This window comes from Maritimimonas sp. 2304DJ26-3 (assembly GCF_056591635.1).
In genome coordinates this window covers 150590-176332 of the sequence record NZ_JBWQOK010000001.1, presented here as the reverse complement: position 1 = coordinate 176332, position 25743 = coordinate 150590, and the positions used below count along the sequence as shown (strand labels likewise).

25 protein-coding genes and 2 tRNA genes are annotated in these 25743 nt (G+C 32.3%); 14 read left to right on the top strand and 13 right to left on the bottom strand.

All coding sequences use genetic code 11. The features are described from left to right. Positions 1 to 14: 14 nt before the first annotated feature. Positions 15 to 87: transfer RNA gene (locus tag AC1EUV_RS00845), tRNA-Met, on the bottom strand. A gap of 117 nt (positions 88 to 204) precedes the next feature. Further along, positions 205 to 1791: a transcription termination factor Rho gene (gene rho, locus AC1EUV_RS00840; protein WP_480196759.1), complete on the bottom strand. Its 1587-nt coding sequence runs from the start codon at positions 1789 to 1791 to the stop codon at positions 205 to 207. Positions 1792 to 1990: 199 nt separating this feature from the next. Here rho and AC1EUV_RS00835 point away from each other — a divergent pair, with 199 nt between their 5' ends. From AC1EUV_RS00835 to AC1EUV_RS00820, 4 genes are all read left to right on the top strand, one after another. Continuing rightward, complete coding sequence (locus AC1EUV_RS00835) at positions 1991 to 2422, top strand: DUF4293 domain-containing protein (RefSeq protein WP_480196758.1); 432 nt, start codon at positions 1991 to 1993, stop codon at positions 2420 to 2422. Positions 2423 to 3097: 675 nt separating this feature from the next. Then, a complete protein-coding gene (locus AC1EUV_RS00830) occupies positions 3098 to 3484 on the top strand; it encodes a hypothetical protein (RefSeq protein ID WP_480196757.1) in 387 nt (128 codons plus the stop codon). A gap of 133 nt (positions 3485 to 3617) precedes the next feature. Continuing rightward, complete coding sequence (locus AC1EUV_RS00825; protein WP_480196756.1) at positions 3618 to 4289, top strand: response regulator; 672 nt, start codon at positions 3618 to 3620, stop codon at positions 4287 to 4289. A 15-nt stretch (positions 4290 to 4304) separates the two neighbouring features. Continuing rightward, positions 4305 to 6113 (top strand): tetratricopeptide repeat-containing sensor histidine kinase, encoded by a 1809-nt coding sequence (locus AC1EUV_RS00820; protein ID WP_480196755.1) that lies wholly within the window; start codon positions 4305 to 4307, stop codon positions 6111 to 6113. Here the strand turns inward: AC1EUV_RS00820 and AC1EUV_RS00815 are convergent. Beyond that, a complete protein-coding gene (locus AC1EUV_RS00815; protein ID WP_480196754.1) occupies positions 6110 to 6607 on the bottom strand; it encodes a metallophosphoesterase family protein in 498 nt (165 codons plus the stop codon). The genes AC1EUV_RS00820 and AC1EUV_RS00815 overlap by 4 nt on opposite strands. Before the next feature lie 71 nt (positions 6608 to 6678). On the opposite strand from AC1EUV_RS00815, the gene truA reads away from it, so the two are divergent. After that, a complete protein-coding gene (gene truA, locus AC1EUV_RS00810; RefSeq protein ID WP_480196753.1) occupies positions 6679 to 7437 on the top strand; it encodes a tRNA pseudouridine(38-40) synthase TruA in 759 nt (252 codons plus the stop codon). Further along, positions 7438 to 9204 carry an ABC transporter ATP-binding protein gene (locus tag AC1EUV_RS00805; protein ID WP_480196752.1) on the top strand — a complete coding sequence of 589 codons (1767 nt, stop codon included), beginning with the start codon at positions 7438 to 7440 and terminating at the stop codon, positions 9202 to 9204. A 2-nt stretch (positions 9205 to 9206) separates the two neighbouring features. Here AC1EUV_RS00805 and AC1EUV_RS00800 read toward each other — a convergent pair whose 3' ends face one another. The 4 genes from AC1EUV_RS00800 to AC1EUV_RS00785 all read right to left on the bottom strand — a co-directional run bounded on the left by AC1EUV_RS00800 (position 9207) and on the right by AC1EUV_RS00785 (position 12280). Then, positions 9207 to 9989, bottom strand: coding sequence for a diadenylate cyclase (locus tag AC1EUV_RS00800; RefSeq protein ID WP_480196751.1), 783 nt, complete (start codon positions 9987 to 9989; stop codon positions 9207 to 9209). 82 nt (positions 9990 to 10071) lie between these two features. Then, complete coding sequence (locus AC1EUV_RS00795; protein ID WP_480196750.1) at positions 10072 to 10677, bottom strand: ExbD/TolR family protein; 606 nt, start codon at positions 10675 to 10677, stop codon at positions 10072 to 10074. A gap of 52 nt (positions 10678 to 10729) precedes the next feature. After that, positions 10730 to 11554, bottom strand: coding sequence for a dihydropteroate synthase (gene folP, locus AC1EUV_RS00790; protein WP_480197536.1), 825 nt, complete (start codon positions 11552 to 11554; stop codon positions 10730 to 10732). Between the two features lie 141 nt (positions 11555 to 11695). After that, on the bottom strand, positions 11696 to 12280 hold the full coding sequence (locus AC1EUV_RS00785) for an LOG family protein (RefSeq protein ID WP_480196749.1): 585 nt from the start codon (positions 12278 to 12280) through the stop codon (positions 11696 to 11698). A 98-nt stretch (positions 12281 to 12378) separates the two neighbouring features. On the opposite strand from AC1EUV_RS00785, the gene AC1EUV_RS00780 reads away from it, so the two are divergent. From AC1EUV_RS00780 to crcB, 3 genes are read left to right on the top strand one after another with little or no spacing between them, the layout of a single operon-like run. Further along, positions 12379 to 12924 (top strand): DUF1599 domain-containing protein, encoded by a 546-nt coding sequence (locus AC1EUV_RS00780; RefSeq protein WP_480196748.1) that lies wholly within the window; start codon positions 12379 to 12381, stop codon positions 12922 to 12924. Position 12925: 1 nt separating this feature from the next. Next, positions 12926 to 14023 (top strand): BT_3928 family protein, encoded by a 1098-nt coding sequence (locus tag AC1EUV_RS00775; protein WP_480196747.1) that lies wholly within the window; start codon positions 12926 to 12928, stop codon positions 14021 to 14023. 6 nt (positions 14024 to 14029) lie between these two features. Continuing rightward, positions 14030 to 14395: a fluoride efflux transporter CrcB gene (gene crcB, locus AC1EUV_RS00770; RefSeq protein ID WP_480196746.1), complete on the top strand. Its 366-nt coding sequence runs from the start codon at positions 14030 to 14032 to the stop codon at positions 14393 to 14395. Between the two features lies 1 nt (position 14396). On the opposite strand, the gene AC1EUV_RS00765 is transcribed toward crcB, so the two are convergent. Further along, on the bottom strand, positions 14397 to 15155 hold the full coding sequence (locus AC1EUV_RS00765; protein WP_480196745.1) for a HEAT repeat domain-containing protein: 759 nt from the start codon (positions 15153 to 15155) through the stop codon (positions 14397 to 14399). A 159-nt stretch (positions 15156 to 15314) separates the two neighbouring features. On the opposite strand from AC1EUV_RS00765, the gene AC1EUV_RS00760 reads away from it, so the two are divergent. Continuing rightward, positions 15315 to 15458, top strand: a complete 144-nt coding sequence (locus tag AC1EUV_RS00760) for a DUF5679 domain-containing protein (RefSeq protein ID WP_480196744.1) — start codon at positions 15315 to 15317, stop codon at positions 15456 to 15458. 80 nt (positions 15459 to 15538) lie between these two features. Here the strand turns inward: AC1EUV_RS00760 and cphA are convergent, their stop codons facing one another. Then, positions 15539 to 18199 carry a cyanophycin synthetase gene (cphA, locus tag AC1EUV_RS00755; RefSeq protein WP_480196743.1) on the bottom strand — a complete coding sequence of 887 codons (2661 nt, stop codon included), beginning with the start codon at positions 18197 to 18199 and terminating at the stop codon, positions 15539 to 15541. Between the two features lie 115 nt (positions 18200 to 18314). Here cphA and AC1EUV_RS00750 point away from each other — a divergent pair, with 115 nt between their 5' ends. Beyond that, entirely contained in the window at positions 18315 to 19181 is an 867-nt protein-coding gene (locus AC1EUV_RS00750) for a cyanophycinase (RefSeq protein WP_480196742.1), read from the top strand. Here the strand turns inward: AC1EUV_RS00750 and AC1EUV_RS00745 are convergent. From AC1EUV_RS00745 to AC1EUV_RS00730, 4 genes are all read right to left on the bottom strand, one after another. Continuing rightward, a complete protein-coding gene (locus AC1EUV_RS00745; RefSeq protein ID WP_480196741.1) occupies positions 19155 to 20000 on the bottom strand; it encodes a GNAT family N-acetyltransferase in 846 nt (281 codons plus the stop codon). The two genes, AC1EUV_RS00750 and AC1EUV_RS00745, sit on opposite strands and share 27 nt — an antisense overlap. Then, on the bottom strand, positions 19997 to 20929 hold the full coding sequence (locus AC1EUV_RS00740) for an isoaspartyl peptidase/L-asparaginase family protein (RefSeq protein WP_480196740.1): 933 nt from the start codon (positions 20927 to 20929) through the stop codon (positions 19997 to 19999). Before AC1EUV_RS00740 ends, AC1EUV_RS00745 begins: the two co-directional genes overlap by 4 nt. 103 nt (positions 20930 to 21032) lie before the next feature. After that, entirely contained in the window at positions 21033 to 22427 is a 1395-nt protein-coding gene (locus AC1EUV_RS00735) for an OmpP1/FadL family transporter (protein WP_480196739.1), read from the bottom strand. A gap of 21 nt (positions 22428 to 22448) precedes the next feature. Further along, positions 22449 to 23675 carry a hypothetical protein gene (locus AC1EUV_RS00730; RefSeq protein ID WP_480196738.1) on the bottom strand — a complete coding sequence of 409 codons (1227 nt, stop codon included), beginning with the start codon at positions 23673 to 23675 and terminating at the stop codon, positions 22449 to 22451. 101 nt (positions 23676 to 23776) lie between these two features. Between AC1EUV_RS00730 and proS the strand changes: the two genes are divergently transcribed. The 3 genes from proS to rpsT all read left to right on the top strand — a co-directional run bounded on the left by proS (position 23777) and on the right by rpsT (position 25681). After that, on the top strand, positions 23777 to 25252 hold the full coding sequence (gene proS / locus AC1EUV_RS00725) for a proline--tRNA ligase (protein WP_480196737.1): 1476 nt from the start codon (positions 23777 to 23779) through the stop codon (positions 25250 to 25252). Between the two features lie 78 nt (positions 25253 to 25330). Beyond that, positions 25331 to 25402: transfer RNA gene (locus AC1EUV_RS00720), tRNA-Glu, on the top strand. Between the two features lie 27 nt (positions 25403 to 25429). Next, positions 25430 to 25681 carry a 30S ribosomal protein S20 gene (rpsT, locus tag AC1EUV_RS00715; RefSeq protein WP_480196736.1) on the top strand — a complete coding sequence of 84 codons (252 nt, stop codon included), beginning with the start codon at positions 25430 to 25432 and terminating at the stop codon, positions 25679 to 25681. Positions 25682 to 25743: the final 62 nt, after the last annotated feature.

The window sequence follows — 25743 nt, the reverse complement described above, 5'->3', positions numbered from 1 at the left end:
GAAGCTTTGCTTAGTAGCGGGAACTGGACTCGAACCAGTGACCTTCGGGTTATGAGCCCGACGAGCTACCTACTGCTCTATCCCGCGATGTGGACGGTAAAGATACATATATTTAATAGTTATTTACAAGTTTTTTATAAAAAAAGAAAGCCAAACACCAAGGGCATTTGACTTTCAGCTATTTGAATTAGTAAATTTTAATAATTAGCCATTCATAGAAACAATAAACTCATCATTATTCTGAGTATATTTTATCTTTTCACTAATAAATTCCATGGCTTCAACTGGGTTCATATCAGCTAAATATTTACGCATTACCCACATACGTTGAACAGTTTTTTCGTCTAATAGTAAATCATCTCTACGGGTACTAGACTTAACGAGATCAACTGCTGGATAAATTCTTCTGTTAGAAATATTTCTATCTAACTGAAGCTCCATATTACCTGTTCCTTTAAATTCTTCGAAGATCACTTCATCCATTTTAGAACCAGTATCTGTCAATGCAGTAGCGATGATTGATAAAGAACCACCATTTTCAATCTTTCTCGCCGCACCAAAGAAACGTTTTGGTTTATGTAATGCATTTGCATCTATACCACCAGATAAGATTTTACCTGAAGCTGGTGCTACGGTGTTATATGCTCTTGCTAAACGAGTAATAGAGTCTAATAGCACAACTACATCATGACCACATTCAACTAATCTTTTAGCTTTTTCTAGTACAATGTTTGCAACACGTACATGTTTTTCAGCTGGTTCATCAAAAGTAGAAGCAACAACTTCTCCTTTTACATTACGTTGCATATCTGTTACTTCTTCAGGGCGTTCATCAATCAATAAAACAATCTGATAAACTTCTGGATGATTTGCTGCAATAGCATTTGCAATGTCTTTCAACAACATTGTTTTACCTGTCTTTGGCTGAGATACGATCATACCTCTTTGTCCTTTGCCAATTGGTGAGAATAAATCTATTATTCTCGTAGAAATGGAACTTCCTTTTTCAGCTAAATTGAATTTTTCTTTAGGAAACAAAGGAGTTAAGTGTTCAAAAGCAACACGATCTCTTACTATACTCGGATTCAATCCATTAATTAAAGAAACTCGAATTAATGGGAAATACTTTTCACCTTCTTTTGGAGGGCGAACGTTTCCACGGACAGTATCACCTGTTTTTAAACCAAATAATTTTATTTGCGATTGAGATACATAAATATCGTCAGGTGAACTTAAATAATTATAATCAGAAGATCTTAAAAAGCCATATCCGTCAGGCATAATTTCTAAAACACCTTCGCTTTCTATAATACCATCGAATTCAAAATCAGGATCACGATACTTACCATGACGTTTGCCATTATTTCCTTTTTGACCTCTATCTCTATGATCTTTTTTGTGCTGTTGATTTTGCTGTTGTTTGGGATTGCGATTTTGCTGAGGTTTGTTTTCTTTCTTTTGTTCTGTATTATTTTCCTTTTTTTGTTCAGGCCCTTTTACCTCTTCTTTAGATTCAGGCTCTTTAATAGGAGTTTCCTTAGAAGTTTCTACTTTAGGTTCAGGTTTATTCTCAACAGCTTCAGCTGGTTTTCTGCTAATGCGTTTACGTTGAGGTTTTTGTTTTCTAGGCTGTGTAGTATTTTTTTGAGTAGGATTGGCAGCTTGAACATCTAATATTTGATATACTAGGTCTAATTTTTTTAGTTGACGAAATTTAGGTACACCGATTTTTTCTGCAATTTCCTGTAATTCAGGAAGCTTTTTTTCTTTTAATGCTTCAATTTCAAACATTCGAATGTAAATGAGGTTAGTAATAAAGGAATGATCCCTGTTAAATTTTAATTGATAAATTAAATTGGTTTGAGTTTATTTTGATATCCTGTAAAGAAGTTATTTCTACAAAGATGGTGCAAGTATACAAATTAATTTTAAAAAACAAAGTTTATTTCTTAAAAAGATTCGTTTATTTTTGTGCTCGAAATATATAGAAATGATTCAACGAATACAGACATTATATTTATTAATTGTAACCATTATATCTGGTGGATTAATATTTGTTTTTTCTTTATGGAAGCAAATAACTGAAGAAGTGTTTGCATTAGATTTATTTGTAACTGATGATTTATTGCTTAGGTTAGTGCCAGTGTCATTTTTAATTTCGGCTGTTTTGGCTTTTATAACAATTGTACTATTTAGTAATAGGAAATTGCAATTTGTACTAAACAGAATTAATATTTTGATCAACCTTTTTTTATTAGGAGTGTTGTTGTACTATGTGCTAATGTTACCTGGAGGGATAGAAATCTCTGAGAAGGGTATTGGGGTTTTTCTACCAATTCTGAATGTCTTTTTATTAGTTTTTGCTAATAGAGCAATTCAGAATGATGAAAACCTCGTAAAATCTGTAGATAGACTACGGTAGTTCTAACATCTTAGTTATATTGTGTGTAAGGCTGCTTATTTAAGCAGCCTTTTTTATTTTAAGTGTTAAAAAACAAAGACCTTGATTTCTCAAGGTCTTCAAAATTTTGCAAAAATCATGGTTTTCCATGATTTTGAAAAATACCTATAGTCGCTATTGACTGGTATACTTTCTTGCAATACTTTTGGAGTAGTAATTGTCGCTAAACATTTATAATACACTCCTGTAATAAGGGGAGAAAGGAAGGGGAGAAAGGTGAGAAGTGAAAAGCTAATAAATTAGCATCTACAAAAGCTTCTCGCCTTACTATTAATAGGAGTTTCCTATCTCATAGGCTAAATTAGAAAATAATTTAATTTCTGCAACTTCATACATGTTTTTTTTAATAAAAAGTTATTTAGCTGATTGTCAGTTGGTTAAGACGGAGTGACGTAAATTTTATTAACAATTATTTGGAGTTATTAACAATTTTTCTTTTTATTTACAGTGTTCAAAGGAAAAAAACTAGTGGTTTCTGGGTAGAAACTCATGGTTTTCCATGAATTTAAAAAATACCCATTTTCCCTATTGTTTTCAGTTGAGCGCTAAGATATTTTTGATTCATATTTAAGTTGAATCAAAAAACACTTAAATATAACTCTAAATAATTTAATAACTCTAAAAACTCCCTTTATCATGAGAAAAGCATTACTCTTTTTGAGTATGGTTTTTGTGTTCGCTGCATTTACCAACGTAGACAATCAAAAAATTATACTTAAAGATATAGATGGCACCTTGCTGCAATCATATGCAGTAATAGACAAAGAACAAAACACAATTACTTTTACCGTTAACGCTAACACTACTGTTTCATCTTCTGTTATAGATGGAGAATTTAAGATATTTTTGGTAGAAAATGGCACTTCTAAGAATAGTGCTCAATATACTTTAAATATAGCTGGTAATGGTAATTTAAGCTTTGATAATTATTTTCTAGATAATTATGATGTAGCTGGTTTAAATAGTAGTTTTAGCGCTGCCAAGAGGATAACTAGACCGATTACAGTTAAGGAAGGTAGCTGATTATCTAAATAAAATTTTGAAAATCCGGAATATTAGAATATTTCGGATTTTTTTATTTAATGCAATTGAACAATATAATTAGCAGAATTGTGTTAATGTAATATGTTTGAATTGATTGAATATTTTAAGTTTTATGAGTAGCCTTTTAGATGAAAAAATAACAGTGCATATTGCTGATGATCATCAGATATTAATTGATGGTGTAATGGCCGTTTTGGAGTTGGAAAAAGATATAGAGGTAGTAGGTTATTCTTTAAACGGAAATCAAGTTTTAGACTGGTTTCATGAGCATAGTGCAGATGTCCTTGTATTAGATATTAATATGCCAGAGTTAGATGGAATTGAGGTGTTGAAACAGTTTGCTTCTTTCGATGATGTACCACATGTTGTAATATTATCTAGTTATGATGATATAAAATTGGTTAAGGAAGTACTTGGTATGGGGGCTAAAGGATTTGTACCCAAAAAATCTGCAGGGGAACATATTGTAAAGGCGATTCGTAAAGTATTTAATAATGAGCAATATTTTAGTGATGATATTAAGGAAAAGATGATGAAAACACTAATTGGTAAACCTATGGGAGATAACGACAATCCTGAAGGAGTACTAATTAATTCTTTGACAAGACGCGAATTTCAAATATTGAAATTGATTGCTCAACAATATACTACTAAAGAAATGAGTGAGTCACTAAATATAAGTGAAAGTACAGTGGAAACGCACCGTAAAAATTTAATACGCAAAGTCAATGTAAAGAATAGTGTTGGTTTGGCTATATTTGCTATGAAAAATCAGATTGTCTAATTTTCATTTTTTAAAATGAAGTTATTGTTGAAACCATATTTTACCCTTCTAATATTCTTTATATATTTCAATGGTTTTTCTCAAAAGAGTAGTAGTGAAGAACTACAAAATCACATCTCTAATAAATTAGATAAAATTGTAAGGTTAATTGAAAACGAAAGTTTCGAATTGGCACTTACTAAATTGGAGGAATTAGAGTCGTATTCAAACTATGTTTCATTAAATAAGAATCGTTTTAATTTACAGCTGTTAAAAGCTAAATCTTACCATGGTATTGGTGATCAACCAAATGCAATGAAAATTCTGCTAAATGGTTTAGAGGAGCTAAATAAATTAAACTTGGCATTTTTAAAAGTTGATTACTTGAAATTTCTTGGAGCTATTTTCAAGGAGTCAAAGAACTATAATAAGTCGCTTGATTATTATCGCAAATCACTTGTCACCTCTTTAATTTTAAAAGATACTATCAATATTCTTGATAGTTATTTGAATATTGGGAATGTTCATGATGATTTGAAGAGCTTAGATTCGGCCTCTCATTATTATAATTTAATCATTAATTATCCTTTAAATAGTAAAACGGGTAATTCTATTTCCAAAAGTTATAACAATTTAAGTAGCATGGCTGTTGTTTCAGGAGATTTAGATTTAGCAGAAAATTATGGGAGAAAGTCTATAGAAATTAAAGAGAGTCAAAAGGATACTCTTGGTAAAGTATTTACATTGATAAATCTTAGTGGGATAAATTATCAGAATAAAGATTATGAAGGAGCAAGAAATAATTATATTAATGCTTTTGAAACAGTTAGCAGTTTAAAATCTTCCAAAGCTTACGAATTAAAATCTGTTATACTTTATAACTTAGCTTTCGTCAATGAAGAATTAAGCAATTTTGATAAAGCATATTTTCATCTTTTAGATGCTACTGAATTATCTGACAGCCTTGCAGAGGCAAATAGAATTCAAAATATTTCCGAAATAGAAGCAAAGTATAATGTTGAGAAACAAGCAGCAGAAACGGAAAGAGAAAAATCAAAAAGACTGCAGGCGCAATCACTTTTTTATGGCACAGCTTTAGCTTTTATAGGACTATTAGCATTGGCATACATCTTTTATAGAAACTATAGGTTAAAGCAACAAACAAAAATTGATCAAATAGAGAACCAAACACAAACAAAAATAATTAATGCTACCATAGATGCTAAAGAAAAAGAACGTAAAGCTATTGCGGAAACGCTACATGATAGTGTAAGCGCGTTGTTATCCTCGGCTAACTTGCATTTACAAGCCACTAAGGCGCAATTAAAGAAACAAGCACCGCATGAAGTAACCAAGGCTCAGAGTATTGTAAATGAAGCATCTGTAAAAATTCGTGATTTATCACATGAGCTTATTTCATCAGTATTGTTGAAATTCGGTTTAGCTTTTGCGGTACATGATATGTGCCAGAAGTACTCAAATTCTGAAATTACATTGCATAGTGATGACGATGGGATTAAGCGTTATCATCAAGATTTTGAGATTAAGATTCATAATATTATTGAAGAGTTGGTTAATAATATTTTAAAACATAGTAAAGCCGCAAATGCTACAATTATGTTAGCACATCGAGAGAATGATATGCTGAGTGTTAGAATTAGTGATGATGGTGTTGGCTTTAATCCTCGATCTGTAAGAGGTAAAGATGGTTTGGGCTTAAGCCATATAGAAGCGAGAATTAAAGTAATGAAAGGTGTTTTTAATATTGTGTCTTCTAAAAATAATGGTACAAATATTTTTATTTTAGTACCAATTCAGCATAAAGAAAAATCAGTTTCCGCTTAACCTCTTTTTCCTAGCTCTATTACTTGTAAATCTTTTATTTCTTTTTTATCAATTGTAAAGCGTAACATGGTACGTACTAGATGAAATCCATGTTTACCAGCAGCACCTGGATTCATATGTAGTATATTTAGTTTTTTATCTCTCATAACTTTTAGAATGTGTGAATGTCCACATATATAAAGATTAGGAGTGTTATTTATTAACTCATCTTTAACTCTAGCATAATATTTATTCGGATAGCCACCAATATGAGTCATAAAAACTGATATTCCTTCGATTTGAAATCGCTGATCTAACGGATATTCGGCTCTAATAGTTTTATTATCTACGTTTCCATATACTGCACGTAGCGGTTTTAATTCTTTAATAGCATCATTAACTTTAATGTCACCAATATCACCTGCATGCCAAACTTCATCTGCTTGTTTAACAAACTTTAAAATTTGATTGTCAATGAAGCTATGTGTATCCGATAAGAGTAAGATTCGCTTCAATTTTTTAGTATAGATTTAGGATTTTGAAAACGGTGATTTCATATCTTTGCTTTGGTCAAAAGTAAAACTTCTTGAGGTATTTTATAGAACTTTCCTATAATGGTAAAAATTATCATGGCTGGCAGATACAGCCAAATGCCATTTCTGTTCAAGAAACAATAGAAAAGTCATTATCTAAAATTTTAAGAGAAGAGATTTCTATAACTGGTGCTGGAAGAACAGATGCAGGTGTTCATGCTTCTCAATTATTTGCTCATTTTGATGTTGATGAAAAAATTGAAGTCCTAGAAATTAAGAACCGACTTAATGCATTTTTAACGGATGATATAGTAATTCAAGAAATTTTTGAGGTTAAAAATGATGCGCACACTCGCTTTGATGCTTTGAGTAGAAGTTATGAATATAAAATTTATTTAGGTAGAAATCCATTTTTGGTTGATACTACTTGGCAATTATACAATCAAACATTGTCTATAGAAAATATGAATGAAGCGGCAGCTATTTTGTTAGATTATACTAACTTTAAATGTTTTTCAAAATCTAAAACAGATGTTAGAACTTATAATTGTAAAGTGACAAATGCAATTTGGAAGCAAGACAGAAACTCACTTACATTTTGTATAACAGCTGATCGTTTTTTAAGAAACATGGTAAGAGCAATTGTCGGTACCTTAATAAATATAGGGCAGGGTAAAATAACCTTAGAAGATTTTATTAAAATTATAAAAAGTCAGGATAGGACCGAAGCAGGATTTTCAGTTCCAGCTCAAGGGCTATTTTTAACAAAAGTAGCATACCCTAAAGAATTATTAATAAATAGAAAAGGATAAATGTCAGAAAAAGTAACAGGTAAAGTTTTTGATTATCAATTATTTAAACGATTGATGCAGTATGCAAAAAATTATCATTTACATTTTTTTGTAGCGGCTTTTTCTGTTATAGTTGGAGCCTTGTTGGCTGCTATAAATCCTATTCTTATAAAAGAAATCGTAAATACTTTTTTGGCTAATAAAGATGCTCAAGGGCTTTTTAATTACGCCATGTTAATGGTATTAGTCCTAACTTCAATGGTTCTATTTCAATTCTTGTTTATCTATTTTGCTAACTGGCTAGGGCAAAATATTATTAAAGATATTAGAACTGAGTTGTTTGATTATATGCTGCGTTTTAAAATGCAATATTTTAACAACTCACCTGTAGGTAAATTAGTAACTAGAGTCGTATCTGATATAGAAACTATCGCTAGTATTTTTGCTCAAGGTCTTTTTATGATTATTAGCGACCTGCTAAAAATGATTGTAATCTCTGGTGTAATGATTTGGATGAATTGGAGATTGGCTTTAATTGCTTTTATAGCATTACCAATATTAGTTTATGCCACAAAGGTTTTTCAAAAAGCAATGAAATCTGCCTTTACAGATGTTAGAAATCAGGTATCTAATTTGAATAGTTTTGTTCAGGAGCGTGTTACAGGGATGAAAATAGTTCAACTATTTACACGCGAGAAAATAGAATACGAAGCTTTTAAAGATATTAATGATAAGCACAAAAAAGCATGGATAAGAACTATTTGGTATAATTCAATATTCTTTCCAATAGCGGAGGTCATTCCATCTATAGTTATAGGTTTAATTGTTTGGTTTGGCGGATTAAGGGCTGCGGTTGATGTTTCTGTTACAGCAGGAGAAATCATTGCTTTTATTATGATGAGTCAATCATTGTTTAGACCATTACGTCAAATTGCTGATAAATTCAACACGCTACAAATGGGTATGGTGGCTGCCGATAGAGTGTTCACAATTCTAGATGAAAAAGAACAGGAAATTGATACTGGTAATATTGAAACCAAATCTATTGATGGCGTTATTAATTTTAAGAATGTTCATTTCAGTTATTTAAAAGATGAACCTGTTTTAAAAGGAATTTCATTTGATGTAGATCAGGGCGAAACAGTTGCAGTTGTAGGTGCTACTGGCGCTGGAAAATCTACTATTATCAATCTTTTAAATAGATTTTATGATATTGATAACGGTCAAATATGTATAGACAATATTCCGGTGAAAGAGTATAGTTTAAATTCATTAAGAGATGAAATAGCCGTGGTATTGCAAGATGTGTTTTTATTTTCTGATACTATTTATAATAATATTACACTTAATGATAATGATATTACACTAGAAGAGGTTCAGGAAGCAGCTAAGGCTATTGGTGTGCACGATTTTATTATGAGTTTGCCAAATGATTACCATTATAATGTTAAAGAACGTGGCGTAATGCTTTCAACTGGTCAGCGGCAATTAATAGCTTTTTTGAGAGCTTATGTTAGTAATCCGAGTATTTTGGTATTAGATGAAGCCACTTCTTCAATCGATTCCCAATCTGAGAAATTAATTCAAAAAGCAACAAATAAAATCACAAAAGGAAGGACTTCTATAGTGATTGCACATCGTTTAGCTACCATTAAAAAGGCTGATAAGATTATTGTTATGGAAAAAGGGGAAATTGTAGAACAAGGAACTCACAAAGAACTCCTTAAACAAAAAGGATACTATAGTAAATTGTATGAAATTCAGTTCGCTACGGCTTTAGCGAGCTAATTCTACTCTAAATCATTCTTGATGATTTCGATCAACTTTTCTGGATTTTCAAAAAGAATAAATTCTCCGTTTTTTATATAAGAAATTTGACCAGTTTCTTCAGATACTACCAAGGCCAAAGCATCGGTTCTCATGGTAATGCTTAAAGCTGCTCTATGGCGTAAACCGAAACGAGCAGGAATATCTAATGTGTTATCGATCGGTAAAACAACACGCGTAGCAGTAATAATATTATCTTCTATAATAATAGCGCCGTCATGTAGCGGGCTGTTCTTATAAAAAATACTTTTTAATAAAGGCTTGTTAAGTTCGGCATTCATTTTATCACCAGACTGCTTCACAAATTCGAGATTACTATTACGTTCAATAATGATTAAAGCACCCGTATAGCTATTAGCCATGTCTTCACAAGAACGTACAATTTTTTCTACATCAGTAATTACAAAATCATCAGATTTAAGAAATTTGAGCTGTTTCATAAATCCTTTACGTGACGCAAAATTGGTAGAGCCTACCATTAACAAGAATTTGCGAATTTCCTGTTGAAAAACAATAATCATTGCTATAAAACCAACACCCAAAAACTTTCCTAAAATGTCGCTTAAAAGTTCCATTTTTAGAACTTCAGTAAGTTTCCAAATTAAATAAATGATAGCAATTCCTAGGAAAATATTAATTGCAACGGTACCTCTAATAAGCTTATAAACATAGTAGAGGAGTAATGCAACTAAAATGATATCGACGATATCTAAAATACGAAAATTTAAAAAATCAAGTGCGTCCAAGCGTTTGGTTTTTGTAAATGTACTAATAAATTCTAGTTATTTACAAGCACCAATTTCTATACTTATTGACCACTTATTAAGACTATTCATCAGGCTCTTTTTCAGAAATTAATTGAGGGTATTTTTGTCTAATATCTTCAATTTGAGATTTTGAAACCTCATTTTCCTTATCTTTTTTAGATGAATTTTCTAGCTCAATAAAGGTTTTTTCATATAAAGAAAGAGATAGTTTATTTCTAAGTTCATTATATGCAGCATTTATTTCATTTTGAACAGAGACATATGTTCCATAGGATGTATTTCTACTAGATTCTAATTCAATAATTGCTTTCGTTGGATGGTCAGAAGAATTTATATCTTTTTTTCCATTACAATAATCGCAAGAGTTTCCATTAATATCTATTCTTGAACCATTATCTATAAAATCTATTACAATTTGTTTTAATTCTTTAAGCTCTACTTTTTGAAAGTTTTCAACTAAAATTTCATTATTTGGGTTAAGCGAAATTTCTAAGACATTACGCTCGTTAATATCAACTATATCTTTGCTAGTTTCTTTTTCAGGAAGTCTTTTAAAGATTCCTATATCGTTGTCCATAGTTGTTGTTACTAGGAAAAAGATCAATAATAAAAATGCGATGTCTGCCATAGAACCGGCATTGATTTCTGGAGATGGATAATTACTCATAATATAAAAGTTAAGATGAGATATATAATCTTCAAAAATAATGCCGAGTGATTTATCTAAGCGTAGCTTCGACAATTTTAATTGACTCAACTGCTTCTTTTACATCATGAACTCGTAAAATATTTGTTCCGTTTAAAAGTGCAATAGTATTTGCTGAAGTGGTGGCGTTTAAGGCGTTTTCCGGATTTGTTTCTAATACTTTATAGAGCATCGATTTTCTAGAAACACCAGTTAAGATTGGTACCTCTAAAGTTTTAAATAAATCTAAATTATTAAGTAATTTAAAATTGTGTTCAATAGTTTTACCAAAGCCAAAACCGACATCAATCATTATATCATTTACTTTTAGATCTCTTAATTCGTTTATTTTTTCTGAAAAGTAATAGATTAAATCATGAGTAATATCTTTGTATTCAGGATTTTGTTGCATATTTTGAGGAGTGCCTTGCATATGCATTATAATATATGGCACCTGTAATTTGGCCACTGTTTTGAATATGTTACTATCTAAGGTGCCTGCTGAGATATCGTTGATAATACTAGCACCAGCTTCAATACAACCTTTGGCAACAAGACTTCTGAAGGTATCAATAGAAATTAGAATTTCAGGAAATTCTTTAATCAATAATTCAATAGCAGGTATTATTCGATTGAGTTCTTCATCTTCATTTATATGTTTTGCATTTGGTCTAGATGAATAAGCTCCAATATCAATAAAAGTAGCGCCCTCATGTAGCATTTTTTCAGTTTGATGAAGAATACTATCATTGTTGTTATACCTACCCCCGTCGTAAAAAGAATCTGGTGTAATATTTAAAATACCCATTACTTTAGGTGAAGAGAGGTCAATAAGTCGTCCTTTACAGTTGATAGTCAGTGACATTCGTTAAATTTTTGATAAAAATTAACATTTGTAATTCTAAATTTTATATATTTGTATATCTCTCTTTTCTTCATGAGAGTATTATAAATGTTTAGCGACATATAATTGTTAAAGGCTACTGAAAAGTAGCCTTTTTTATTTGCTAGCTACGGTATTAATTATCTTAGAAATTTTAGGTGCTTTATAATTTTCCATTTTTTCTACTAAATCTTCAATAGAATTACTTACTAGAAGCATGTCTCTATTTGTTTGTTTTAGAAACCCTTCTCTTACCATAATATCTAATTGCTTTATTATATGGTCAAAAAAGTTATTGGTATTTAGTAAACCTATAGGTTTATTTTCTATAGACAGTTGAGCTAATGTCAGAACTTCAAATAGTTCATCAAGCGTTCCAAACCCTCCTGCTAAAGTAATATAACCATCAACCATTTTACTCATAATTATTTTACGTTCGCTCATGGTTTTCGTCACAATCATTTCGGTTATATTATCATGAGCTACTTCTTCGTGACGTAATAAATCGGGAATAATTCCATAAACTTTTCCGCCGTTTTCGATAATAGTATTCGAAAGAGCTCCCATCATTCCTATCTTTCCTCCGCCATAAACTAAATCTATTGACTCTTTGGCAAAATATTGACCAACATTTATGGCTATTTCTTTATAAATACTTGAAAAGCCTAAACTTGAACCACAAAAAACTGCAATTTTTTTCATTCTAAACTTGAATTTGTAAGTCTTGTAAAAATACATATTTGCGCAAGAATATATGGTTTGTTTTTTATAAATTCGTTCGGTAATTTAAAGTTGATTAGATGCAGAAAACTACTGAGCAATATGATAAAGTGATTGAAAAATGTAGAGCACTTTTTGTGAATAAAATGACAGATTATGGAAGTGCTTGGCGTATATTAAGATTGCCGTCACTTACAGATCAGATTTTTATAAAAGCTCAAAGAATAAGACAGTTACAGGAGAATACTTCAAGGAGGGTAGATGAAGATGAAGAGCCAGAATTTATTGGTATTATTAATTATTCTGTGATGGCATTAATTCAATTAGAGAAGGGGGTTGTAGAGCAACCAGATTTGAATGTGAAAAAAGCTACTGAATTATACGACAAGCATATTAAAATAACTAAATCTTTGATGGAAGATAAAAATCATGATTATGGTGAAGCTTGGCGAGATATGCGCATCAGTTCATTGACTGATTTGATTTTACAAAAACTATTACGTGTTAAGCAAATTGAAGATAATAAAGGTAAAACCATTGTTTCTGAAGGAATCGATGCTAATTACCAAGACATGATAAATTATGCTGTTTTTGCTTTGATTTTAATGAACGAAAACGAAGATTAATATGAAAATTTTAGTTCTAATTGCACGAATTTTTGTAGCTGCTACATTTATTTTTTCGGGGTTTGTAAAATTGGTTGATCCATTGGGTTCACAATATAAGTTCGAAGAATATTTTGGAGCTGATGTCTTAAATTTAGAATTCTTAATTCCGTATGCTTTACCGTTTTCCATTATACTAATCATTGCTGAAATTCTTCTCGGTGTAATGTTACTTATAGGTTTTAAACCTAAGTTTACTGTTTGGAGTTTATTAATTCTTACACTTGTATTTTTATTTCTTACATGGTATTCTGCTTATTATAATAAGGTGACAGATTGTGGTTGTTTTGGCGATGCACTTACCTTAACACCTTGGGAAACATTTTATAAGAATATCCTGTTAATTGTACTGATTGCTTTCTTGGTGTTAAAGGTTGATTTAATTAAACCTTTTTTTAGTAAAAAACTTACAAAAGGAATTACTTATGGATCACTGTTTGTTTTTCTGTTTATTACCTATTACGTTTTAACACATTTACCCATTATAGATTTTAGAGCTTATTCAGTTGGAAAGAATATACCTCAAGGAATGATTATGCCTGAAGATGCTAAGAAAGACGTATATAAAGATGTTTGGATTTATAACGTAAACGGAGAGGATAAAGAATTCTCTACAGAAGAAAAACCTTGGGAAATAGAAGGAGCAACTTTTGTCGATAGAAAAACTACATTAATTGAAAAGGGTTACGAACCACCAATTCATGATTTTACTATGGAAAAGGATGGTGAAGACCTAACTGACCAACTAATGCAGAAAGAGAAACTAATGCTAGTTGTTATGTATAACCTTGCAAAATCTGACGCCAAGGGATTAAAAAATGTAAAGGAAATTACCACTGAGGCCATGCAACAAGGTTACGATGTCTATGGCTTTACTGCATCTACAAAAGAAGATTTTGATCAGATTAAAAAAGAATATAATTTTGATTTTGATCAATTATTTTGTGACGAAACTGCTATAAAAACGGTAATACGTGCTAATCCAGGAATTGTTACTATAAATAAAGGTACGATTACTGGAAAGTGGAATGCCAATGATATCGATAAGGTAAAATTGTAATATTATATGAAGCATTTGCTATTGGTATTTATTGGAGGTGGTTTTGGTAGTATTGCTAGGTTTTTATTGTCAAAATATTTTAATAGTGAAGCTACAGGCATACCTTATGGTACTTTTTTAGCAAATGTTTTAGGTAGTCTTTTTATAGGAATTATATTAGGATTAGCTGCTAAAAATGATTCACTAACACAAAGTCAAACTTTATTATTAGCAACTGGTTTTTGTGGTGGATTTACCACTTTTTCGACCTTTGCTTACGAAAATCATGTGTTTTTAAAAACAGGAGACTTTTTTAACTTCTTTTTGTATACCGTAGGTAGCTTTGCTTTAGGTTTTGCAGCTGTCTTTTTAGGTATGTTTTTAGTAAAGTAACTTAGCGGTAGTTTGCATCAATAAAATTAATAGCTTCTTGTTGTGTAAGAATTGCAAAATTTTTGTAACGATGGTGTACATCTACTATTTCATCTAACGCTTTTTGCACTAATTCTTTATTGTCCCAATTTTTCAAATGTGAAACAACAGTTTCTAAACACCCTTTTTTGTATGAAATTTGGCCTAAAACATGTATCAGCGTATTCTTTACACGGGCTGTTTCATCAAACTGTAATTCTTTAAGCATTGGTAATATATCTTGAGGATATTTTCTTCCTCTTAATTCTATGCCGTGACAAATCTCTCTTCGTATTTCTTTATCAGGATGATGTAAGTATTTTTCTGCCCATTCTAATGAAGGTATTGGGTTTCTTTCTCCCACCTTTTTTAATGAGCCAATAACTGCATTTCTAACCTTATGATGCTCGTCGAACAACCCTATATCAAATAATTTTTGTACTTCTTTAAAGTGAAATTTACCTATTTCACCTGCCGAATTGATCGTTGTTTGCCTAATTAGCTCATCTTGAGATTTTAACAATTTTTCTAATTGAACCAATATTGACTCTCTTAATTCACGCTTGCTAAAGTACAATTTACCTATAGCTTGATATGCTGTTTTTCTTATATAGGTATCTTCATCAGAAAAATAATTAATAATGTTTTTAGACGCATTATTTTTTATATTACTGATAATCAATGAGTTAATTTTATCGATTAATTCAGTTCGTTCTTGTTTTGCTAAATCATAAAATTTCATTGATTTAAAGGTAAAAATTTATAATCAGCTACAAAAACAATAATGCTTTGTGCTTACACAAGGTGTTTTTTCTGTTAATAACTATTATTTGCGAACACGTGGCATAAAACCTATATTTGTAGGAAACGGAGTTTAATTAAAATCAATATTTATAAAATTATGGAAGGATATTGCGTAAAGTGTAAAGCTAAAAGAGACATTAAGGATGCCAACGAAGTTACCATGAAGAATGGTAGAAAAGCAATGAAAGGTAAATGCCCAACTTGCGGAACAGGTATGTTTAGAATATTAGGTAAAGCTTAGTTATACTAAATAGCATATTCTATTTGTTTTATCAAGTAGAAATTTAAAGCCGTCATTACATTAATGACGGCTTTTTTTTATTAATTCAAATTGGGGATTTGCTCTGTAGAAAATTCGTACAATTTATTTGCTTCTTTTTCTTTTAGTTCTTTAACCAAATCTAATGCATCAGGTATGACATCACTGCATAAAATAATTAAAGATCCTTTTTTTGCATTTTTTACAGCATAAAGAATAGCCTCTCTTTCAGATGGAATAATGGTAGTCTTTTTATTTGGGTCTTTCATTTTAATGCCATCATCCAACATTTTGATCAACTCTTCTTCGGTTTTTCCGCGTAAGCGTTTATCTTGACGGATAATAACTTCATCAAACATTTCGGCTGCAATACTACCCATTTCATTATTATCTTCTACACGTCGATCACCTATACCAGCTATGATACCAACTTTAACAGTAGCATCTAAATTATCTGTGAACTGTTTCAAAGCACGCATGCCTGCTGCATTATGTGCATAATCTACTAAAATTTGGAAGTCCTGAAACTTGAAAAGATTCAATCTGCCCGGTGTTTGTGAGGCTGAAGGAATAAAAGTTTCTAAAGAGACTTTCATATCTTCCAAGGTAAACCCTTTAATATACCCCATTAAGACAGCAGGTAGAACATTTTGAATCATAAAGGTTGCCTTTCCGCCGAATGTAAGTGGTACATTAACAGCTTTAACTACACGCATTTTCCATTCACCACGGCAAATAGTAATATACCCATTCTCATATATTGCAGATAGACCACCTCTTTTTTGCATAGCTTTAATACGCGGATTGTCTTCGTCTAGAGAAAATAAAGCTACATTACACTCTACATTCTTACGCATTGCATATACTAAATCATCATCAGCATTTAATATTGCAGTACCTTCAGGTAATACAGTTTCTGGAATAACACCTTTTACTTTGGCCAATTGCTCAATTGTATTTATTCCTTTTAACCCTAAATGATCTGCTGCTACATTAGTAACAATACCAATATCGCAATGTTTAAAGCCTAAACCAGCACGTAACAACCCGCCTCGAGCACTTTCTAAAACGGCAAAATTAACAGTAGGATCTTTCAATACAAATTCAGCGCTAGCTGGACCAGTACAATCACCTTTCATTAACAAACGGTTTTGAATATAAACACCATCACTTGTGGTATAACCAACTTTATAGCCTTTCATTTTAGCCATGTGAGCAATCAATCGAGTAGTGGTAGTTTTACCGTTTGTGCCAGAGATTGCTACTATTGGTATTCTACCTGTTGAACCAGGAGGGAATAACTTATCTATTACTGGAGCCGCTACGTTACGAGGTAATCCTTCAGTTGGAGCTAGGTGCATTCTAAAACCTGGGCCAGCATTTACCTCTAATACAGCACCACCTGTTTCTGATAATGGTTTGCTAATATCTGTGGTCATTACATCAATTCCGCAAATATCAAGATCAATTATTTTAGAAATGCGTTCTGCCATAAATACATTTGCCGGATGAACAATATCTGTTACATCTTCGGCTGTACCACCAGTACTTAAATTTGCAGTATCTTTTAAAATAAGTTTCTCATCTTTTTTGATTACTGTATCTAAATTATACCCATGAGATGAAATAATAGTTTTTGTAAGGTCATTTACTGTAATTTGAGTCAATACTTTTTCGTGACCATAGCCTCTACGAGGATCTTTATTTACTTCATCGATTAGTTCTTGAATTGTAGACTTTCCATCACCTATTACATGTGCTGGTGTACGTATTGCGGCAGCTACCAATTTATTATTGATAACTAATAATCGATAATCGTCACCAGTTATAAATTTCTCAACAATAATAGCTCCGCTTCTAGAACTTTCTTTTGCATGTCTAAAAGCAACTAATGCATCATCATAATTTTGAATGTCAACAGTAATTCCACGACCATGATTACCATCAATAGGCTTTATAACTAATGGATAGCCAACATAATCACACGCTTCTTCCAAACTTCTTTCTCTTCGAATAATATCACCTTTTGGCACCTCAACTTCAGCTTGTTCTAATAAATACTTAGTATCTTCTTTATCACAGGCTAATTCTACACCAATATTACTAGTTTCACTTGTTACCGTAGCCTGAATTCTTTTTTGATTAGCACCGTAACCTAATTGACATAATGAATACTTATTTAATCGAATCCAAGGAATTCCTCTAGCTTCCGCTTCTTCGACTATAGAACCGGTGCTAGGTCCAAGGCGCTCTTCTTCACGAATTTCTCTCATAGTTTGAATATCATCAGTTAGATCATATTCTTCACCAGCGATCAACGCTTCACAGATTCTAACCGAAGCTTTAGCAGCATAACGCCCTACTTTTTCCTCCATGTATGAGAATACTACATTATAAACACCTTCTTCTCCATATCCTCTGGTTCTGCCAAAACCAGTATCCATTCCGGCTAAGGTCTGGATTTCTAAAGCAATGTGTTCAATAATATGTCCCATCCAAGTACCTTCATCAACTCGTTGAAAAAAACCTCCAGGCTCACCAACCGAACAGCGATGTTCATACATGCTAGGAAACATAGCTTTTAATCGATCAGAAAATCCATTTACTTTATTTGAAGGGAACTCTTCCATTTTTTGTAAATCGAGTACCATTACTATTAGTTTATGACGACGAACAGACCAGTAATTAGGTCCTCTCATGGCATTTATACTTCTTATTTCCATATTAAGGTATTTTGTAGGTTAGAATTTAAAGCAGAATATAAATATAACATTTTTTAGTATAAAATTATAAGGCTATTTTTGCCCATTATTAGATTGAGTCGAGGAAATTTACAATATGAGCAAAAAAGGTGCAAAAGGAACATTGATTCCGATTGGTGGAAATGAAGACAAAGGAATTGAAGAAAATGAACAATATACCCAAGACTATATTAGCGAAGGTATCTTGTTTCATGTTGTTAAAGAGGCTGGTGGAATCAATGCCAATATAGTTGTAATACCTACTGCATCAAGTATTCCTGTTGAGGTTGGTGAAAACTATATTGAAGCTTTTACAAAGCTTGGCTGTAAGAATATATCTATATTAGATATAAGAAGAAAAGAGGATTCTGAAAAATCCGAGTCAATTGAGCTGGTAAAAAATGCCGATTGTATTATGTTCTCTGGAGGAGATCAATCTAAAATTTCTAACAAAATTGGAAATACTTCAATTCATACAATTTTAAGGGAACGTTACAATAATGAGGAAGGTTTTGTGATTGCTGGTACTAGTGCGGGTGCAATGGTAATGGCAGAAGAAATGATTGCTGGTGGTAGTGCTACTGAGGCTTTTGTAAAAGGTGCTGTTGATATGTATAAAGGGATAGGATTGATACCTGAATTAATTATAGATACGCATTTTATTCAAAGAGGGCGATTTGGTAGAGTATCTGAAGCTGTAGCTAAGTTTCCTAAAAAGATAGGAATCGGATTAGCTGAAGATACTGGCTTAATTATAAAAAATGATATCGTTGAGGTAATTGGCTCTGGAATGATAATAGTATTCGATCCAAGAAAAGTAAAGCATAATAATGAGAAGATATTAAAAGAAGGTACTCCGATGTCTTTAACTAATTTAAGAGTTCATATTCTTGCAAATGGAGATCGTTTTAATTTTAAAAAGAAAAAGGTAAAAGTATTACCTGTTGAAGCACCTTTTATTTAGTTGCAGAAGCAACTCCATCTCATATTGATTAACCGTATTTTTTAATCCAGAAGTTTTAATAGCTTGAATTTTATCCTTTAAGCTTTCATCAACATTTATAATTCTTACCTGACTGGAAATTGTTGCTATTGCAGAAAACAAACGTTTCCAATTATTATTTTCATCTTTCATAACTTCAAGTTGATTAACGGTTCCGTTATCAGGATTTAAAGCAAAAAAAGATTCCAAATTATTAGCATTGAATACCTGATAATATTTGGAATTTCCATGTTTTAAACTATGACGATGAGAATCCCATGAATACATTTCTTGATTAGGGATCAGATTCCAATCTATGTCTTCAAAGAGAATCTCTTTTATTACTAAATTAGATTGATTTGATTGAAGCTCGCCTACATAGCATCTTAAAGTTCTTTTATTTTTAAAACCTATGGTTGTATAAGCTTTTATAGCCTTTTCGTTTTCAACAATAACTTCTAGAGTACATTTTGTGATTCTATTAGTTTTTAAAATAGGAATCGCATAATCATATAACGCCTTAACCAACCGTTTACCTCTGTGTGATGGAATAACCCCAGTTCCTGTATTATTCGCAATTGTGTGCCCAGCTCTCGAATCAATAGCATTAATTATAAAAGCCACTAATTTCTCATTATCAAATACACCAAAAGATAAATTGAAATCAACTTTTGCAGCCTTCCAACGTTGACGATAATAATCATGATCTGTAGGCATTTTGACAAAGTAATTTTGAAATGCTTCTAAAAAACACTTTACAATGTCTTCAAAATCAGTATTACCTAGAGATTTTATTATCATTCCTTGTAAATAGCTATTATTTCGTTTCCATCAGAAGATTTGCACCCACGATACATACCTTCAGTATTAAATGGCATAGCAATATTACCCTGAGTATCAACAGCAATAAGGCCACCATCACCATTAATTTCTAAAATGCGATTATTAATCACTTCTTCTGAGGCTTCTTTTAAGGACATACATTTATGCTCCATTAAACATGCAACATCATAGGCCACAACACCTCTTATAAAAAACTCACCGCTTCCAGTGCAAGAAATAGCGCAAGTTTTATTATTGGCATAATTTCCAGCACCAATCATTGGTGAATCACCAACTCGGCCAAAACGCTTATTCGTCATTCCTCCTGTTGATGTTGCTGCAGCTATATTACCATTTTGATCACAAGCCACAGCACCAACCGTACCAAATTTAGAATCTTTTTTTACTGAATGATCTAATTGAAAATTATCAGTATCCTTAATTTCTAACCATTGTTTATGGCGAAACTCATCATAAAAATACTTAGGTTCTTCAATTGCATAATTATTAAGTTTTGCGAATTGCATAGCACCATCTCCAGCTAAAAACACATGATCACTTTTTTCCATTACATCTCTTGCTAAAGAAACAGGATTCTTAATTCCAGTAATCAAAGAAACTGCACCTGCATTTAGAGATTTACCATCCATTATTGAAGCATCCATTTCATGTGTTTCATCTGCTGTGAATACGCTTCCTTTACCTGCATTGAATAAATGAGAATCTTCTAAAAAAATTACGGCTTTTTCTACAGCATCAATAGCATTTCCTCCTTGATTTAAAATTTCATAACCAGTATCTAAAGCTAACTGCAGAGCTTGTTTGTATTGTAATTCTAGTTCGGCAGTCATCATCCCTTTTACTAAGGTTCCTGCACCTCCGTGAATAGCAATTGAAAATGTATTCATCAATTAAGTTTTGAGGGAGAAAAATAATCAATTAATAAGTTATAACATAAAAAAGCCCGAGATAAATCTCAGGCTAAATTGTATAAATTAAAATGTTCTAATTTTATAAACCTATTACAAGTGTAGCTGTGAACTTATCATTATTAAAATCTAATTCAGCACCTGGAAAATTATTTGCATTTGCAAAATTATATACACCAGTATTTTCAGTGTGTTGATACGCAAGGTCTAATTTAGTATTTCCAAATTTAAAACCAATACCTGCTGAAAATCCTTCAATATTATCAGAGTCTAGAGCATCCTCAAAAGGACTTTCTTCATAGAAGAATCCACCTCTTAAACTAACATTATCTAAACGCCACTCAGCCCCAATTTTAAATTGAGATGTCCCTTTAAGAATTTCTGATAATTCTTGGTTCTCAACATTAAAATCACTTGTTGGTCTAAGTTTTATGTTTTGATAATCTTTATAAGTGTAATCAAAACTAACTAACCCTTCTTTACCAAAAAGGTATGCGAAACTACCCGTAAATCTACTTGGTGTTGTGAATTTATAATCGGCAGCACTAAGATCATTTCTAGCTATAAATAATTCAGAATCATTACTAACTGAGATTTCTAAATCGTCTATGAACTCATCTGTTAAGTTATACCAAGTTGGTGTTTGATATGTGAATCCAAATCGAGTAATTTCTGTTGGCTTTAATAGAACACCGAAAGAAGCACCTACACCTTCACCAAAAGTTCTTAACTCTTGTAGGTAGGAAGCATCAAAGTTGTTGCCACTACCATCATTACTACCATGTTCGAATAATGTTTGCTGATAAGAATTTATACTATGAGTAACGATGGAAATCCCTAAATGTAATTTTTCACTATACTCTGCAGCTAATGTAAAAGTAATTTTTTCATTTTGACCATTAGTGATATTTCTAAAGAATTGATAATCTACATTATTGTAAATTATATCATTCGTATTATCTCCATCAAAGTTTAGATATGGATCATCTAAAAAATTAATTCCAAGGCCAGGGAATTCAATAATCTCAATATCACTAATACCACTATTACCTTCAACGCTATAAAGGTTTTCAAAATCTTTAGCTAAGGTATAATTTACACCTAAGGCAAATTTTGTCCAATTTGATCCATTATTCCCATCAAACACCAAAACGCCTCCTGCTTGGGTTAGGTTAAAATAACTATCGTCAAAGGTATTTGAGTTTCCTTCAAAAGAAGCGCCAATGTCGGTACTTCTTAATCCAAAAGTAGCTGTGGCTTGCGAATTTTTGAATACAGACAAACCAGCAGGGTTTATATCACCAGCCGAAAGATCTCCGCCTAAAGCGCCAAAGGCTCCTCCCATGGCATTGTATCTTGCAGTACCATTATTTTCTTCCATTGAAAGAAGTAAAGTAACATCGGTTTGGCTCATAATTTGAGCATTAATTACCCAAGAGGATAACAATCCTCCCAAAAGGAAAAGTAATTTTTTCATAATTAAATTAAATGTTTTCGATTAACGTCTTCTTGAACTTGAGGAACGGCTTGTTGATCTCGAAGAGCTACTTCTTGAAGGAGCAGTACTTCTAACTGATGATCTTGAAGAAGAAGATCTATTATAACTTCTATTACTAGAAGAACTTGAGCTTCGCCTATATGATGAATTACTTCTAGGCTTGCTATAGCTTCTTCTTTGGGTGCTATTAGAATAGTTTCTTGTTGTTCTATTTGATCTTTGAGGAGAGCGAACTGCTGCTGTCGCTCTTCTTTGGGGACTTACTCTATAGGCAGAAGAATAGTTTCTCCTCGTAGAAGTACTTCTTCTTACACCACTAGAACGACTTGGGCTTGTAGAGCGCCTTATAGTTGAACTGTTTCTTCTAATTGGTGAAGAACGTCTAACACCAGAATTATTTCTTGTGCTAGAACTTCTACGAGCATCGTAAGTACGTCTGTTTGTAGTAGATCTTCTGTTAACAGAATTTCTTGAAGTAGTACCTCTATTGTATCTTGAGGTACTATAGCGTCTACTTAAAGCAGCTCTATTACCTGTTCTGGTAGAATTATAGGCATAACGTCTACCATAATTGTAATTATTATATCTATTGCCGTAAAAACCTCTTCCATATCCATAATAAGGATTACCCCATCCTCTAAATCTATAAGGGTTGTACCATCTTCCAGCCCAGCCCCATCCTGCGCCAAAGCCGCCATACCAAGGATCATAGAATCCGCCGTAACCCCAATTATTCCAGCCCCATCCACGATTTATCCAAGGGTCATACCATCCCCATCCTGCACCTATCCATGCGTTATTCCAGCCCCAATTATTCCAGCCCCAGTTGTTACCTATGTTTAAATTAACAACTACTTGATCTGTTTGTTCCCAAGCACCGCTTCCATCACCACTCTGATCTAAACCATCTTCATAGCCTATTGAGTCAATATCAGTAAAAATATCACTTTCGTTAATATTTGCATAATGCTCAGCACCTCTTTTAAAATAGTCTTTATAGACAGAAGATTTTTCATTTTCTACAACTACTACCTTATTATCATCAGAACGATAGACAGCATCATCTTCTTGTCTAGTATTTGCAGTATTGCTTGCATAAATACCATCATCTTCGTTGGAAGAAGTAGTGGCATCTCGATAGACTATACAAGAAGTTGTAGAACTTAGTATTAATAGGCCAATTAAGGTGAGGAATAGTGATCTAGAAGTGTAATTGTTAATTTTCATATCCAATGGCTTTTTCTTATTGTAAATTACAAATTATAATTAGCTTTGCAGCGTATTAATTTGTGAAATATTTAACACAATATTTGTGCCAAACAGACAATATGGGTAAAAAATTAACGAAAAGAAGCGAAGATTATTCTAAATGGTATAACGAATTGGTTGTAAAAGCTGATCTTGCAGAGAACTCTGGTGTAAGAGGCTGTATGGTAATAAAACCATATGGATTTGCAATTTGGGAGAAGATGCAAGCTGAGTTAGATCGTATGTTTAAAGAAACTGGTCATGAGAACGCTTATTTTCCACTTTTTATACCAAAATCTTATTTTAGTAAAGAAGCAAGTCATGTTGATGGTTTTGCTAAAGAATGCGCTGTTGTTACGCATTATAGATTAAAAAATGCCGAAGACGGTAGTGGTATAGTAGTAGATGAAAATGCAAAGCTCGAAGAAGAGTTGATTGTAAGACCTACATCTGAAACTATTATTTGGGATACTTATAGAAAATGGGTGCAATCGTATAGAGACTTACCGATTTTAGTAAATCAATGGGCAAATGTTGTGCGTTGGGAAATGCGTACGCGTCTGTTTTTACGTACTGCAGAATTTCTTTGGCAGGAAGGTCATACAGCTCATGCTACTAAAGCTGAAGCTATTGCCGAAGCAGAACAGATGCAAAGTGTATATGCTGATTTTGTTGAGAACTTTATGGCTGTGCCAGTTATTAAAGGGACAAAAACTGAAAGTGAACGTTTTGCGGGTGCTTTAGAAACGTATACAATTGAAGCCCTAATGCAAGATGGGAAAGCTCTGCAAGCGGGTACTTCTCACTTCTTAGGGCAAAATTTTGCAAAAGCTTTTGATGTTAAGTTTGCGTCTAAAGAAGGAAAACAAGAGTATGTTTGGGCAACATCTTGGGGGGTATCAACTAGATTGATGGGGGCTTTGATAATGACGCACTCTGATGATAATGGATTGGTATTGCCACCAAACCTTGCTCCAATTCAAGTAGTAATAGTTCCTATTTATAAAGGAGAAGAGCAATTAGATGCTATTTCAATTAAAGCAAAAGAAATAATAGTTGAATTAAGAGCTAAAGGTATTTCGGTTAAGTTTGATAATCGAGACACTCATAAACCAGGCTGGAAGTTTGCTGAATATGAGCTAAAAGGTGTTCCTCTTCGTATTGCTATGGGGCCTCGTGATTTAGAGAATGGCACAGTTGAATTGGCTCGTAGAGATACATTAACTAAAGAAACTATAGTTCAAGAAAGTTTAGTAGAGACTATTGAGGGCCTTTTAAAAGAAATCCAGCAAAATTTATATGATAAAGCGTTTAGTTATAGAGATGCACATATTACTGAAGTAAATAGTTTTGAAGAATTTAAAGAGGTAGTCGAAACTAAAGGAGGTTTTGTTTCTGCTCATTGGGATGGTACAACAGAAACGGAAGATAAGATTAAAGATCTAACAAAAGCAACAATTCGCTGTATACCTTTAGATGCTAAACCAGAGGAAGGGGTATGTGTTTTTTCAGGTAAAAAATCGACTAAAAGGGTGCTTTTTGCTAAAGCATATTAAAATTTTTTAAAAAGTACTTGCAGAGAATAAAATTTGTTTTATTTTTGCACTCGCTTAAGAAAGTTAAAGTGACATATTGGCCCGTTCGTCTAGGGGTTAGGACGCCAGGTTTTCATCCTGGTAACAGGGGTTCGATTCCCCTACGGGCTACAACAGTTTAAATAACAAAATAATAAGATGGCAAATCATAAGTCAGCAATAAAAAGAATTAGAAACAGCGAAACAAAGCGCTTAAGAAATAAGTTTCAGCATAAAACTACTAGAAATGCTATTAAAAACTTACGCGCTGCAGAAAAGAAGAAAGATGCTGAAGCACAGTTGCCATTAGTGGTTGCTATGATTGATAAATTAGCTAAAAATAATATTATTCATAAGAATAAAGCTGCTAATTTAAAATCTAAATTAACTAAGCACGTAGCTTCAATTTAAGAAATTAAGATACTATTATGTATTTAAGACAGCTTTTATAGCTGTCTTTTTTTTGCTAAATA